Below are 14174 nucleotides of genomic sequence, written 5' to 3'. Positions count from 1 at the left end.
TATACCAGGATAAATCTGTGACTTGTACCGGGAAAAGAGCACATCTACAGTACGTGAACCCCCGGGCCCGGGCAATCCCCATCGCCAATCCGACAAGAATCGAGGCACCCCATGCAACAACAGGAACTCGTCGCCGCCCAGTTCGGCGCCACCGCCAATGCCTACCTGACCAGCGCCGTCCATGCCCAAGGCGCCGATCTCGAACAACTCAAGCAAGCGCTGGCTCACCTGAAGCCGGTGGCGCGTAGCCGTGTGCTTGACCTGGGCTGCGGCGCAGGCCACGCAAGCTTTGCTGCTGCAACGGTTGCCAACGAAGTGGTGGCTTACGACCTGTCGGCGGAAATGCTCGACGTCGTGGCAGGCGCGGCACGCGATCGCGGCCTTGGCAACGTCAAGACACAGCAGGGTGCTGCCGAGCAACTGCCGTTCGACGACGCCAGCTTTTGCGCCGTGGTCTCGCGCATGAGTGCCCACCACTGGCGCGACGTTCCCGCCGCGCTGCGTGAAATCCGCCGCGTGCTGAAGCCGAACGGCAAGGTAGTGCTGATCGACATCGTCGGCGCCGAAGACCCGCTTTGCGATACTTGGCTGCAATCCGTGGAATTGCTCCGCGACCCATCGCACATCCGCGACTACACGCCGACCGTGTGGACGCAGATGTTCGAGGCTGCCGGATTCCAGGTAGAGGTGTCGCCGATCTGGCGCATCGACATCGAGTTCAGCAGCTGGGTGGCCCGGATGCGCACGCCAGAAGTTGCGGCGGCCGCGATCCGCCATCTGTGGGAAAAGGCGCCAGCCGAAGTTCGTGATCGCTATCGCGTGCAGCCCGGCGGCAGCTTTGCGCTGGAAGCGGCAATGGTGACCGCCTCTCCCCGCGCGTAACAGCCCTCCCCTCAGTCCTCCCCTCGCCGGTCGCAGTCAGCCCGTCGCAGTTTCGGCCGGGATCGCCATGGTCTGGACCATGTTCCAGACCGCGGCCGCCGCCGGTGACAGCGACCGGTCCTCGCGACGGACCATGACGATGCTGCGTTCCTCGCGCGGCGTCAGCGGCTTCGAGACCAGCGGGGACGCCTCGGGCAACGGCAACGAGAAGGACGGCAGGACCGAGGCCCCGATCCCTGCCTCCACCATGCCGAATACGCTGGCGGAGTGCCCGAGTTCCTGCACCACCTGCGGCACCGCGCCATGACGGGCGAAGATCCGGTCGATCAACGGCCGGCTGCCGGAGGCAAAATCGAGCAGCACCAGGCGCTCGCCGTGCAACGCGGTCCAGGGCACCGAATCCGCCTCGGCCAGTGGATGGTCGCGCCGGCATACGAAACAGAACGGATCGGTGGCGAGCGGCGCGATGGTCAGCCCCTCACGTGCCATCGGATCGATCAACACCCCGAAATCGACCGCGCCGGCGCGGATCTGCTCGAGGCCGTCGGCCTGGACGTTGTCGCGCACGAACAACCGGATGTCGGGATACTGGCTCGCGCAGGCCGCCACATACATCGGCATCAGTCGTGCCGAGATCGTCGGGGCACTGGCTATCACAACCCGACCGCGATAGCGTTCACCGGACTGCCGCGTCTCTTCCAGGGTGTCGTCTAGCTGGCCCAGCAACCGCTCCAGCGCTGGTACCAGCGCCGTTCCAGCCTCGGTCAGCACGACTTCCCGCGTCGTGCGATCCAGCAGGCGTACGCCAAGTGCCTCTTCAAGCTCAGCAACACCCCGACTGACCGCCGGCTGCGTCAGCCCGACGGCATCCGCTGCCCGGCTGAAACTGCCATGCCCCGCCACCGCCAGAAAGACCCGCAACTGCCGCAGTGTGTAATTCATGCAACGTTGAAATGAATGGATGAAATAAATGAATTTGCATTCTAGACAGGACGAGGGTCCAATACCAAGCAGAAACCCTTACGCACTATCCCTATCAATGTCCGCCATTCTCGCCCCCTTCAAAAAGATCTACGACCTGATCGACGGGTTCGTGCTGATCATGTTGACCGCCATCGGCATCGCGCTGATTGCCCCTGAAATTGGAACCGGTGACGGCCCGCTGCGCCTTGGCGTGGTCACCAATCTCGGTGTCGCCCTGGTGTTTTTCCTGCACGGCGCCGCATTGTCGCGCGACAAGCTCGTGGCGGGTGCCAAGCATTGGCGTCTGCATGTGTTCGTGCAGTCTTTCACGTATATCGTGTTCCCGATCGTCGGCGTGCTGCTGATGCTGTCGCTGCGCAACACGCTGCCGCCCGAGTTGCTGCTGGGCGTGTTTTATCTGTGCGCACTGCCGTCCACGGTGTCGTCGTCGGTGGCGATGACGTCGATGGCACGTGGCAACGTGCCCGGCGCCATCTTCAACGCCACGATCTCGGGCCTGATCGGCATGGCGCTGACCCCGCTGCTGATGGGTCTGGTGATCAGCGCCAGCGGCGCGTCGATGCCGCTGGGTCGCGCGCTGATGGGCGTGGCGCTGCAACTGCTGCTGCCGTTCGCGCTGGGTCAGGCCGCGCGTCCGTTGATCGGCAACTGGCTGGCCAAGAAGAAGCAGATCACCAACAAGATCGACCGTGGCGTGATCGTGCTGATCGTCTACTCGTCGTTCTGCGACGCCACCGCCGCCGGCCTCTGGCATCAGTACCACTGGCAGACCATCGGCGCAGTGATGGGTATCGCAGCCGTCCTGCTGTTCGTGATTCTGGGCACCACCACGTTCACGGCACGTCGCCTGGGCTTTTCGGTGGAAGATGAAATCACGGCCGTGTTCTGCGGCTCGAAGAAGAGCCTTGCCAACGGTATCCCGATGGCCAAGATCCTGTTCGCCGGTCATCCGGCCCTGGGCCTGCTGGTGCTGCCGCTGATGGTCTATCACCAGCTCCAACTGATTGTCTGCTCGGTCATCGCCGCGCGGTACGCAAACCGCGATGACGTGGAAACGCGTGAGGCGGTGCGTGCCTGAGACAGGCTTGTCGAGCAAAAGAAAACGGCGCCCCAGGCGCCGTTTTCTTTTGCATGGTGAAGGGTGGCCCGCTGTCGCATTGGCCACCGTCGACCATCACACCGATGGATTCTTCGACAGCGGCGGATTGCGCGCGAAGTACGCCTTGATGCCTCGCAGGATGGCGTTGGCCAGTTGCTCCTGATGGCTGTCGTCGTTGAGCTTGCGCTCTTCCTCGGGATTGCTGATGAACGCGGTCTCGATCAGGATCGACGGAATATCGGGCGCCTTGAGCACCGCGAATCCCGCCTGCTCCACGCTGCCCTTGTGCAGCTTGTTGATCCCACCGATCTCCTGCAGCACGGACCTGCCTACCTGCATGCTGTCGTTGATCTGCGCCGTTGTGGACAAGTCCAGCAGCACACGCGCCACCTGGGCATCCTTGTTGCCCATATTGGCACCACCGATCAGATCGGCATTGTTTTCCTTGTTGGCCAGCCAGCGCGCGGCGGAGCTTGACGCGCCGCGTTCAGACAACGCGAACACCGATGCCCCACGCGCCTCGGGCGACAGGAAAGCGTCGGCGTGGATCGACACGAACAGGTCTGCCTGCACGCGGCGGGCCTTTTGCACGCGCACGTTGAGTGGCACGAAGAAGTCCGAATCGCGCGTCATCATCGCGCGCATATTGGGCTGCGCGTCGATCTTCGCGCGCAGGCGCGTGGCGATCTGCAGCACCACATCCTTCTCGCGCGATCCCGCGGCACCGATCGCCCCCGGGTCTTCACCACCATGTCCGGGATCGATGGCCACGGTCAGCAGGCGGCGCATCTTGAATTCGCTTGGTGGCGGCAGATTGGTCCGCGCCGTCGGCGGCGGCGCCACGGGCGCGGGGGACGGCAGGGGGGGCCTGGGCTTCACGCCGGCCAACGCGGGAGGCGGAGCGGTAGTCGGCGACGGAAGCTGGTCCCGATCCTCGAACTTGCGCACGATCGCACCGATTGCATCTTCTTCCGCGCCAGCGGGCGCGCCGGACACACCATCGGTACCGGCAGGCGGCGGCGCGGCGGCGAATCGCCGCTGCTTGTCCTCGGTATCACGCACGAGCTTCCAGAGCGGGTCGGGCGGATTGACCGGATACAGGTCGAATACGAGTCGATTGCGGTAGTCGCTGATCGGCGCAAGCGTGAACACCTGCGGCGAGACGTCTTCCTTGAGGTCGAACACCATCCGCACCACGCGCGGGCGGTTCTGTCCCACGCGCACGGACTGGATATACGGATCATTCGGCGTGATCTTCGCCACGAGTTCGCGCAGCGTCGGCGACAGGTCGAGCCCGTCGATGTCGACCACGAGACGGTCCGGGTTGCGGATCATCTGGTGCACGGCCACCAGGCGCTCGTCGGACTCGATGGTCACCCGCGTGTAGTCCTCGGCCGGCCACACCCGCACCGCGACGATGCCGGCGCCAAAGGCAATCTGCGGCCCGGCAATGGTCAATACGACCGTACCGGCACTGGCTTTCAGCGCCTGCGCCATCCATTTGCGGCGGGCCTTCAGCAGTCCGTCGGGTCCATCGGGTCGGTCGGTAGCGAGTCGCTTGATCAGCATGCGTTCAGCAGGGTAAGTCCAGTGGGAGTATAGGCGCGCAGCGTTGCCATGCGGCGATCCGCGCCCGCATCGGCCCCGTTATCGGCCCAATGTGAGACACGATTGTCCGATTGGAGCAACACATGGAGGTCTGGTTCCCCCAGCAGGCGGCCCGCCTTTTCCGGCCACTCCACAAGATTAAGCGCCGGTTCGGCAAAACAGTCGCGAAATCCTGCGTCGATCCACTCCTCGGGGTCGGCGAAGCGATAGAGATCGAAGTGGTAGACCGTCAGCGGCGATCCATCGGCACGCAGCACTTCATAGGGTTCGCACAGCGTGTAGGTGGGACTACGCACCTTGCCGGCGTGTCCGAGCGCGCGCAGCACGGCGCGCGTCAGCGTGGTCTTGCCCGCGCCAAGGTCTCCGGACAGCTGCAGATGGATCGTGCGCGGCGGCATCGCGCGCGCAGCGGCGGCCAGCGCCGCGCCAAACCGTTCGGTGGCGGCTTCGTCCGGTAGCGGCAGAATGCGTTCTTCGAGCAGGGGCATTGCGTACAATTCAGGAATGATCGACCGAGTAGTTCCCGCCTCCTCCCCCGCGAAAGACCCCGTTCCGGTGCCGTCCACGTCGTCCCCGCAAGCTGCCAGGGACTCTCTGGCGTCGCTGGTGGCACAAATTCGTGCCTGGGGGGGTGAGCTCGGATTCGATGCGATCCGCATCGCCGATGTCGATCTTCGGCACGCCGAAGCGGGCCTGTTGGCGTGGTTGCAGGCGGGCTACCACGGCGACATGGATTATATGGCCAACCACGGCACAAAGCGCGCCCGCCCGGCCGAACTGGTGCCCGGCACCGTGCGCGCCATCGTCGCGCGCATGCCCTATCTGCCCATGCAGCGTGACGACGACTGGCGCCGGCACGAACTCGCCCGCCTCGACGACCCCGCGACCGCCGTGATCTCGCTCTATGCGCGTGGCCGCGACTATCACAAGGTACTCCGCAACCGGCTGCAGCAGCTGGCGGCCCGTATCGAGACCGCGATCGGCGCGTTCGGCTACCGCGTCTTCACCGATTCGGCCCCGGTCATGGAGGTGGCGCTGGCCAGCCAGGGTGGCCTGGGCTGGCGCGGCAAGCACACCCTGCTGCTCGACCGCGATGGCGGCTCGATGTTCTTTCTCGGCGAGATCCTCGTCGATATCCCGTTGCCCGCCGATTCGGCCGAGGCACCGCACTGTGGCAACTGCCGCCGCTGCATCGACATCTGTCCGACCCAGGCCATCGTGGAGCCCTATCTGGTGGATGCGCGGCGTTGCATTTCTTATCTGACGATCGAACACAAGGGCGCGATCCCCGAAGACCTGCGCGCGCCGATGGGCAATCGCGTCTACGGTTGCGACGATTGCCAACTGGCGTGCCCGTGGAACAAGTTCGCCCATCGCGCCACGTTACCGGACTTCGACGTGCGCAATGGCTTCGACGCGCCCGACATGGCAACACTGTTCAGTTGGAGCGAAGCAGAGTTCAACCAGCGGCTCGAAGGCAGCCCGATCCGGCGGATCGGTCATGAACGCTGGCTGCGCAACCTGGCCGTAGGCCTCGGCAACAGCCTGCGCGCCGCGGCAGTGAACGATCCGGCGCTGGCCGACCGCATCCGCGCGTCACTCCACGCACGGCTCGATGCGGCCACGCCACTGGTGCGCGAGCATATCGAATGGGCGCTCGCGCAGGACCGGGCCCCTGAGCGCGGCTAGGCGGCTACGCGTAGGCCGCTAGCTCACCAGCGACAGCCACACCGGCGTGGTCACGATCGCCACGACGGTCATCGCGGAAATCGTCGCAGCCACCATTGGGCCATTGCCGCCCATGCGCACGGCCAGGATGTACGAACTCGATGCTGTGGGCAGCGACGCGTAGACCACCACGATCTGGTACTGCAACGGAGTCAGCGGCAGATACTTCCCCACCAGCCACGCAAAACAGGGCATGGCCAGCAGCTTTACGCCGCTCCACCAAGCCATCGGGCCGGCCGTGCCGGTGGCCCCGCTCATCTGCAGCCCGGCGCCGACGGTCATCAGCCCGAGCGCGGTGGAAGCCGAACCCAGCCGATTCAGCGTCATCGCCACCACCTCGGGCGGATGCAGGCCCAGCAGGTTCGTGACCAGCCCAGTGGCCGTGGCCAGGATCAGCGGATTCCGGACCAGTTCGCGCAGCACACGCGCCTCGCCATGCTTCGCCAGCGCCCACACCGCCACGACGTTGCACAGCGGCACCGTCACCCCGACGACCAGCGCCATCAGCGCCAGGCCCTCGCCATTGCCAAGCCGCGCGGCCAAGGCCAGGCCAATGTAGGAATTGAAACGGAAGGCTGTCTGCAGGCCCGAGGCGAAATCCGCCGGTGCCGGCCGCAACACCCACTTGACCAGATATCCGGTGGCCATGCCGAAGACCATCGTGAGCAGGGCCAGGCCGAGCATGGCGGACGTCGACGAGAAGTCGAACTTGGCGCTGTTCGTCGATTGCAGCAGCAGTGCAGGGAACAGGACGAAGTAGACCAGGCGCTCCACTCCGGCCCAGAAACCGCGGTCGAATGGGGTGTATCGAACCAGCAGCCAGCCAATCAGAATCAGGCTGAAATCCGGGACCAGCAGGAGTGCGGAAGACATTGTCTCGTTTGTTTTGTCGTTTTCATCACATCTGCTCGTTTGCCTTGCATCATGAAATGTGCAGCCTAGGGCAGATACGGATGGGTATTTTTTCAGAATTCCGGCAGCATGGCACGCTGTATTTCGTCTCGCCCGCGGTTTACCCGCCGCCCGTCGCACCATGAAGTCCCTGAAGTCTCCCTCCCGTACGACCGCCCTTCCCCGCCGTTTCGCCGCCACGCTGTGCGCGACGCTGGCGCTTTGGATGCTGACGCCACCTGCATCGGCGATGGTCATCGAGGGGGTTCGCTTCGACGACGCGACGCGGCTCGGCGGCAAGGAACTGGCGCTCAACGGCGCTGGCTTGCGCTCGGTATTCGTGATCAAGGGCTATGTCGCGGGCCTGTACCTGCCCGAACGCGCCCGCAATGCAACGGTGGCGCTGGCCACGCGCGGGCCCAAGCGGCTGCAACTGCGCGTGCTGCGGGAAGTGGAAGCGGAATCGTTCATCAAGGCGCTCAACGAAGGCTTGCGCGAGAACCATTCCGAGCTGCAGATGAAGATGCTGGCCGATCGCCTGGCGCAGCTCCAACAGACCATGACCGAGATGGGCGCCGCGCACCGTGGCGACATCATCAATTTCGACTTCACGCCCGAAGGCGGCACCGTAGTGGCGCTCAACGGCATCCCACGCGGCCAGGCCATTGCCGGCGAAGACTTCTACCAGGCCGTACTGCGCATTTTCCTGGGCGACCATCCGGTAGACCGCAACCTCAAGCGCGGCCTGCTGGGCGGCTGACCCATGCACGCCGCCGTGCCGCGCAAATCCGCGCAAAGGCACGCCGGCGATTCCAACCCCGGGTGTGATCCGCCCGGCTTTCACGTACGGGAGATCCTTTCCTCATGCAAGCTCGCAAAACCGCATTGATCGCTGCCGTCGCGGCGGCTGCCTCCGTGGCGTCGGTGGCTCACGCGCAGAGCAACTATCCGACCAAGCCGATCCGCCTGATCATTCCGTTCGCGCCGGGCGGCACCACCGACATCGTCGGCCGTGGCGTGGCGGATCAGATGAGCCGCATCCTGGGCCAGACGGTCGTGGTGGAAAACCGCGCGGGCGGGGGTGGCTCGATCGGCGCCGACTCGATCGCCAAGGCGGCGCCGGACGGCTACACGATCGGCATCTCCACAGTGTCGACGATGGCGGTGAACCCGGCCTGCAACCCGAAGCTCTCCTACGACCCGATCAAGGACTTCAAGCCCATCGCGAACGTGGCCAACGTGGCCAATGTGATCGCCGTGAACCCGAACTTCCCGGCCAAGGATTACAAGGAGTTCCTGGCGGTGCTGAAGGCCAACCCGGGCAAGTACTCGTACGCGTCGTCGGGCACCTGCGGTTTCGGCCACATGCTCGGCGAGCAGTTCAAGGTCTCGACCAAGACGTTCATGGTGCACATTCCGTACCGTGGCGCGGGCCCCGCCCTGAACGACGTACTGGCTGGCCAGGTGCCGATCATGGTGGACAACCTGCCGTCGTCGATGCCGTACATCAAGGCCGGCAAGCTGCGCCCGATTGTGGTGGCCTGGAACAAGCGCGTCGAGGGACTGCCTGACGTGCCGACCTTCGGCGAAATGGGCCTGAAGGAGCCGAACGACCCGGCCTGGTACGGTCTGGTGGCCCCGGCCGGCACGCCTGACGACGTCATCAACAAGCTCAACGCCGCGGTGGTGAAGGCGCTGCAGGACAAGGCCTTCGTCCAGCGCCTGCAGGCGGCTGGCGCCGAACCGTCGGGCAATACGCCGGCGCAGCACGCCGCCGAAATCAAGAAGGAATTCGACAAGATGAAGAACCTGGTGAAGGTTCAGAACATCAAGCTCGAGCAATAAGCGGGTATCCGCAGGTAGCGAGAAAGGACCTCCACGGAGGTCCTTTTTTGTTGCGCCTGACAGACGCGGCGCCAGCATTCTTCCCCTGTCCGCCCCCCGCCGAGCGGGCGGGTCGTCCCATTGCATTCGATATGCATCTGGAATCAGCATAAAATCGCTCATCGCCACGTTATCCCGCCATCCACCATGCAACATCACTTCGATGCCGTCCTGCCCGCGCCATTTGGCAAGGTCGGCGTACGTGTCGATGGCACGCAGGTTCACGAAATCGTCTATCTGCCCGACAGCTTTGCCGAAGTCCCGCCAACCAGCGCGTTGACAAAGCGCGTGGCGGAGCAGCTCGACGCCTACTACGCCAATGCGGACACCGTGTTTGACCTGCCGCTGGCGCGGCGTGGCACGGACTTCCAGCGCAAAGTCTGGGCAGCCATCAGCGCCGTGCCGCGAGGCGGCCTGACGACCTACGGCACCATTGCGAAATCGCTGCAGAGCATGCCGCGCGCCGTGGGCCAGGCCTGCGGACAGAACTGGTTTCCGATCGTGGTGCCATGTCATCGCGTGGTGGCGGCCAACGGACTCGGCGGCTTCGCGCATCATGGCGAGGAAGGATTCCATCTGGGCGTGAAGCGCTGGCTGCTGCGCCATGAAGGCGCGATGCTGCTATGACGGCCGCACTCGATGGCGACCTGTCGCTGGTCGACCGGTTCTGCGATGCGTTGTGGCTCGAAGATGGCCTGGCACGCAACACGATCGACGCCTACCGGCGCGACCTGGCCATGCTGGCGCGCTGGCTGCACGAGTCCGGCACCACGGCGCTGCTGGGCGTCGACGACACCGCGCTATCCGGATACTTCGCCGCGCGTCACCTGGAGACGCGCGCTTCCTCGGCCAATCGCCGCCTGACCGTGTTCCGCCGCTTCTATCAGTGGGCCCTGCGCGAGCACATGATCGAGACCGACCCCTGCCTGCTGCTGCGCCCCGCCAAGCAACCGCCCCGGTTCCCGAAGACGCTGTCCGAGGCACAGGTGGTGGCGCTGCTGGAAGCCCCCGATATCGAAACGCCGCTGGGCCTGCGGGACCGCACCATGCTCGAGCTGATGTATGCGAGCGGGTTGCGCGTGTCCGAGCTCACGAACATGAAGACCATCGAAGTCGGCCTGAATGAAGGCGTGGCGCGCGTGGTTGGCGGCAAGGGCAACAAGGAGCGGCTGGTGCCATTCGGCGCGCAGGCCGGCGACTGGCTGCATCGCTACCTGTCCGATGCGCGCCCCACGTTGCTGGCGGGCCGCGCGTGCGACGAACTCTTCGTCACGCAGCGCGGCGAGGGCATGACACGCCAGACGTTCTGGCACCTGATCAAGAAACACGCGCGTGACGCGGGCATTCACGCCCCGCTTTCCCCGCATACGCTCCGGCACGCCTTTGCCACGCACCTGCTCAATCACGGCGCCGACCTGCGCGTGGTGCAGTTGCTGCTGGGGCACGCCGATATCTCCACCACGCAGATCTATACGCACGTCGCGCGCGAGCGCCTGCGCGAACTGCACCTGCATCACCATCCGCGCGGCTGACCCGCGCGACCGACCACCCGATATGAGCAAGAGCAAGCACGTCTCCGAAACCCCCGCCACGCAAATGCTGCGCAAGCACGGCGTCACGTTCGGCGAGCACACCTATGACTACGTCGACCACGGCGGCACGGGCGAATCGTCACGTCAGCTCGGCGTGCCCGAGCACGACGTGGTCAAGACACTGGTGATGGAAGACGAAGCGGCCAAGCCGCTGATCGTGCTGATGCATGGCGACTGCTCGGTCTCGACTAAGAATCTCGCACGGCAGATCGGCGCCAAGAGCGTGCAGGCATGCAAGCCCGAAGTGGCGCAGCGCCACAGCGGCTATATGGTTGGCGGCACGTCGCCCTTCGGCACGAAGAAGAAAATGCCGGTCTATGTCGAGGCGTCGATATTGACGCTGGACAAGATCTACATCAATGGCGGCCGCCGTGGATACCTGGTCAGCGTCGCGCCGTCGGTACTGGAAGCGCTGGTTGGCGCCAAGCCGGTGGAATGCGCGCTGCCGGACTGACACCGCGTATAGGGGAAAGTCACGGAGTTGGATGACCCGGCGCCGCGCTACAATCGCGCCAGCCTGAAATTTCTAGCCCTATTCCCACAGAAATGATCAACCTGCTCTTCGCCGTCATCGCTTACCTGATCGGATCGGTGTCATTCGCCGTCGTGGTCAGCAAAGTCATGGGCCTGCCCGATCCGCACAGCTATGGCTCCGGCAACCCCGGCGCCACGAACGTGCTGCGCACCGGCAACAAGAAGGCGGCCATTTTCACGCTGATCGGCGACGCACTGAAAGGCCTGGCAGCGGTGCTGCTGGCCAAACACTTCGGCCCGGCATACGGCGTGGACGAGACCGGCATCGCGCTGGTGGCGCTGGCCGTGTTCCTCGGCCATCTGTTCCCGCTCTACCATCGCTTCGCGGGCGGCAAGGGCGTGGCTACGGCCGCCGGCATCCTGTTCGCGATCGATCCGATCCTCGGCGCCGGCACGCTGGCCACGTGGCTGATCATCGCGTTCTTCTTCCGCTATTCGTCGCTGGCCGCGCTGATCTCGGCGATCTTCGCGCCGTTCTTCTATGTACTGATGAATGGCGTGGACATCATGGCCGGCGCGATTCTGGTGATCAGCGTGCTGCTGATCGCGCGCCACCGCGCCAACATCGCAAAGCTGCTGGCGGGCAAGGAAAGCCGGATCGGGGAGAAGAAGAAGGTTTGAACGTCTGAAGCACAAGCTGTGTGCGCCCCTCTCCCATTCATGGAAGAGGGGGAAAACCATCGGCGGCATTACCGCATCAAGCCGCCTGCGCCATGGCCGCGAACGGGAACATCATTTCCACGCGCAGGCCGCCTTCCTCGCGGTTGGCAATGGACAGGCGTCCGCCTGCCTGCCGCACCAGGCGATCGACGATCGCCAGGCCCAATCCCGAATGCGCATTGCCGCCACGTGCCGGATCGAGCCGCACGAAAGGCATCGTCACGCGTTCGATCGCGTCATCCGGAATCCCCGGCCCCTCATCCTCGACGATCAGCTTCCAGCCTTCCTGCGTGCGGCTCGTGGCCACGCACACCGGCGGCTGGCCGTAGGCGTAGGCGTTGTCGACAAGATTGCCGATGATTCGGTCAAGCTGAGTGGCGATCATGCGGAAGCCATCGCCCGCGTTCAGTTCCAGCACCACCTTCCTGTCCTGTTCCTGCAAGGACGCCGCCAGTTCGCCGATACGCTTGTCCACCGGCACGGGCCGCGCGGTAGGCTCGCTGCTTTGCGCGAAGGTCAGGAACTGCTCGACGATGGCCGACATCGACTCCACATCGCGCGTCACGCCGGCAGCGGCCTTCGGATCCGACAGCATCTCCGCACGCAACCGCAGGCGTGCGAGCGGGGTCTTCAGGTCGTGCGCGATGCCGGCCAGCATTGTGTTGCGTTCCTGATCGATGCGCACAAGGTCTGCGACCATGCGATTGAAACGCACGATCAGTTGCCGCAGCTCATGCGGTCCGCGCTCGCGCAGCGGCGACACCAGTTGCTGGCGCGACAGCTTCTCCGCCGCCTCGGCCATGTCCCGCACAGGGCGCTGGATCTGCCATGCGATCAGCAATGCGAAGATGATCGCTATCCCTACCACCAGCACCACGCCCGGCAGCAATCGATTGTCCGGCGGCGGGTTGTGCACGAACAGGATCGGCATGGCGATCCATCGATTGCGCTTGGGAAGCTTGATCCACAGCCGCGGCGTGGACAGTTCGTCCTCGAGCCGCACCTCGGTACCCGGCGGCAGGCGCCGCGTGAACTGCTCCACCAGCCGGCGCGCCCGGCCGGCCTGCGGAACGGAGGCGTGCTCGTCGGCGGTAGAGGCATCCGCCACTTCCACCAGGCTCGGCAGGGGCAACGGCGGCGTCGCATCGAGCGCCCGCTGGATACTGTCGAGCTGGAAGATCATCTGCTCGACCGAATAGTCGATCTGCTGCTGGCGCCGGTCCATGCGAAGGATGGCCAGCCACGAAAAGTGGCTGATTACCAACACGGCCGCGATTAGCAGCGCGATGCGGCCAAACAGGGTATCGATGCGAAGCTTCATTGCGGAATGCTGTCCTCGGCCTCGTCGGGCACAAAGGTGTAGCCGCGGCCACGTACGGTCTGGATATAGCGCGGGCGCTGGGCGTCCTCGTCGAGCAGGCGGCGCAGGCGCCAGATCTGCACGTCGATGCCCCGGTCGCTGATGCCGTTGGCGGTGCCGTACATCAGTTCGACAATGCGCTCGCGAGAGAGCACTTCAAGCGGATGCGACAGCAGCAGCTTGAGCAGCGCGAATTCGGTGTCGCTGATGGAAACGGACTGGCCGCTGCGTTCGAGCGAGCGCTGACGGAAGTTCACCCGGAACGGCCCGAACACCACGGATTCCCGATCTTCGGGGGCGGCGGCCGGGCGGGCCAGCTTGCGGCGCAGCACGGCATTGATCCGCGCCAGCAACTCGCGTGGCGAAAACGGCTTGCCGAGGTAGTCGTCCGCGCCGATCTCCAGCCCGACGATGCGGTCGATCTCGTCGCTGCGCGCGGTCAGCAGGATCACCGGAATATCGTCGTTCTTGGCGCGCAGGTTGCGCAGGGCGGTCAGGCCGTCGACCTTCGGCATCATCAGGTCGAGCACGATCAGCGCCGGGCGCTCGCGCTCGAGCCGCGCCTGCAGGCCGTCGCCATCATGGAGCACGGAAACCGCGAATCCCTGGGATGTCAGGTACTCGCGCAGCAGGTCGCGCAGTTCGGGATCGTCATCGACGACGAGAATCTGGGTGGGCTGGTTTGTACGCATAGGCACATGATAGTCAGGCCGGACATGCGGCTTTGCAAATGTCCCGGACCGTTTTGTTTCCGGAGGTTACACCCACGTCGCTGGTAATCCGCTGTAATAAAAGCAGGGCGCGGCGAAACAGGTGGGATGGGAGCCGCACATTATGCTTCAGGCCATCCCCCTGACGGCGAGGCACCCTGCCCGTGCGATGCGGCATACTGCTGCAACTTCGCCGTCACAATGCTTGTGCGAATACCGTTGGCACGCCCCACTTTTTCGTC

Annotated in this window: 15 protein-coding genes; 9 read left to right on the top strand and 6 right to left on the bottom strand. The window is 64.8% G+C overall.

Features of this window, described 5'->3' with window-relative positions:
- The first annotated feature begins 111 nt into the window (after window positions 1–111).
- Window positions 112–882 (top strand): class I SAM-dependent methyltransferase, encoded by a 771-nt coding sequence (locus tag B2246_RS28250; RefSeq protein ID WP_286879624.1) that lies wholly within the window; start codon window positions 112–114, stop codon window positions 880–882.
- Between the two features lie 36 nt (window positions 883–918).
- Here B2246_RS28250 and B2246_RS28245 read toward each other — a convergent pair whose 3' ends face one another.
- Window positions 919–1824 carry a LysR family transcriptional regulator gene (locus B2246_RS28245; protein WP_008645008.1) on the bottom strand — a complete coding sequence of 302 codons (906 nt, stop codon included), beginning with the start codon at window positions 1822–1824 and terminating at the stop codon, window positions 919–921.
- Between the two features lie 97 nt (window positions 1825–1921).
- Between B2246_RS28245 and B2246_RS28240 the strand changes: the two genes are divergently transcribed.
- Window positions 1922–2944 (top strand): bile acid:sodium symporter family protein, encoded by a 1023-nt coding sequence (locus tag B2246_RS28240; RefSeq protein WP_008645010.1) that lies wholly within the window; start codon window positions 1922–1924, stop codon window positions 2942–2944.
- Window positions 2945–3040: 96 nt separating this feature from the next.
- Here the strand turns inward: B2246_RS28240 and B2246_RS28235 are convergent, their stop codons facing one another.
- Together B2246_RS28235 and tsaE are read right to left on the bottom strand one after the other, a co-directional pair.
- Window positions 3041–4534: an N-acetylmuramoyl-L-alanine amidase gene (locus B2246_RS28235; protein ID WP_008645014.1), complete on the bottom strand. Its 1494-nt coding sequence runs from the start codon at window positions 4532–4534 to the stop codon at window positions 3041–3043.
- The gene (gene tsaE / locus B2246_RS28230; RefSeq protein WP_008645015.1) at window positions 4528–5061 is read right to left on the bottom strand and encodes a tRNA (adenosine(37)-N6)-threonylcarbamoyltransferase complex ATPase subunit type 1 TsaE; all 534 of its coding nucleotides are present in this window, start codon (window positions 5059–5061) and stop codon (window positions 4528–4530) included. Before tsaE ends, B2246_RS28235 begins: the two co-directional genes overlap by 7 nt.
- A 16-nt stretch (window positions 5062–5077) precedes the next feature.
- Between tsaE and queG the strand changes: the two genes are divergently transcribed.
- Window positions 5078–6262 carry a tRNA epoxyqueuosine(34) reductase QueG gene (gene queG, locus B2246_RS28225; RefSeq protein WP_035881419.1) on the top strand — a complete coding sequence of 395 codons (1185 nt, stop codon included), beginning with the start codon at window positions 5078–5080 and terminating at the stop codon, window positions 6260–6262.
- 18 nt (window positions 6263–6280) lie between these two features.
- On the opposite strand, the gene B2246_RS28220 is transcribed toward queG, so the two are convergent.
- Complete coding sequence (locus B2246_RS28220) at window positions 6281–7174, bottom strand: AEC family transporter (protein ID WP_008645019.1); 894 nt, start codon at window positions 7172–7174, stop codon at window positions 6281–6283.
- Between the two features lie 160 nt (window positions 7175–7334).
- Here B2246_RS28220 and B2246_RS28215 point away from each other — a divergent pair, with 160 nt between their 5' ends.
- The 6 genes from B2246_RS28215 to plsY all read left to right on the top strand — a co-directional run bounded on the left by B2246_RS28215 (window position 7335) and on the right by plsY (window position 11823).
- Window positions 7335–7952: a chalcone isomerase family protein gene (locus tag B2246_RS28215; RefSeq protein ID WP_152414966.1), complete on the top strand. Its 618-nt coding sequence runs from the start codon at window positions 7335–7337 to the stop codon at window positions 7950–7952.
- Window positions 7953–8056: 104 nt separating this feature from the next.
- Window positions 8057–9037 carry a tripartite tricarboxylate transporter substrate binding protein BugE gene (locus B2246_RS28210; RefSeq protein ID WP_008645024.1) on the top strand — a complete coding sequence of 327 codons (981 nt, stop codon included), beginning with the start codon at window positions 8057–8059 and terminating at the stop codon, window positions 9035–9037.
- Window positions 9038–9223: 186 nt separating this feature from the next.
- Window positions 9224–9703 (top strand): methylated-DNA--[protein]-cysteine S-methyltransferase, encoded by a 480-nt coding sequence (locus B2246_RS28205; RefSeq protein ID WP_008645026.1) that lies wholly within the window; start codon window positions 9224–9226, stop codon window positions 9701–9703.
- A complete protein-coding gene (xerD, locus tag B2246_RS28200) occupies window positions 9700–10608 on the top strand; it encodes a site-specific tyrosine recombinase XerD (RefSeq protein ID WP_286879623.1) in 909 nt (302 codons plus the stop codon). Before B2246_RS28205 ends, xerD begins: the two co-directional genes overlap by 4 nt.
- A gap of 22 nt (window positions 10609–10630) precedes the next feature.
- Complete coding sequence (gene ybaK / locus B2246_RS28195; RefSeq protein WP_008645031.1) at window positions 10631–11122, top strand: Cys-tRNA(Pro) deacylase; 492 nt, start codon at window positions 10631–10633, stop codon at window positions 11120–11122.
- A gap of 92 nt (window positions 11123–11214) precedes the next feature.
- Window positions 11215–11823 (top strand): glycerol-3-phosphate 1-O-acyltransferase PlsY, encoded by a 609-nt coding sequence (plsY, locus tag B2246_RS28190; protein WP_008645034.1) that lies wholly within the window; start codon window positions 11215–11217, stop codon window positions 11821–11823.
- Between the two features lie 76 nt (window positions 11824–11899).
- Here plsY and B2246_RS28185 read toward each other — a convergent pair whose 3' ends face one another.
- The gene (locus tag B2246_RS28185) at window positions 11900–13183 is read right to left on the bottom strand and encodes an ATP-binding protein (protein WP_035881416.1); all 1284 of its coding nucleotides are present in this window, start codon (window positions 13181–13183) and stop codon (window positions 11900–11902) included.
- On the bottom strand, window positions 13180–13914 hold the full coding sequence (locus tag B2246_RS28180; protein WP_008645039.1) for a response regulator: 735 nt from the start codon (window positions 13912–13914) through the stop codon (window positions 13180–13182). The genes B2246_RS28185 and B2246_RS28180 overlap by 4 nt, the downstream gene beginning before the upstream one ends.
- Between the last annotated feature and the right edge of the window lie 260 nt (window positions 13915–14174).

The organism is Cupriavidus sp. UBA2010, assembly GCF_002335265.1.
GTDB classification, from domain to species: domain Bacteria; phylum Pseudomonadota; class Gammaproteobacteria; order Burkholderiales; family Burkholderiaceae; genus Cupriavidus; species Cupriavidus metallidurans.
The sequence above is the reverse complement of the archived record's forward strand: the minus strand, read 5'-3'. Positions and strand labels throughout refer to the sequence as shown.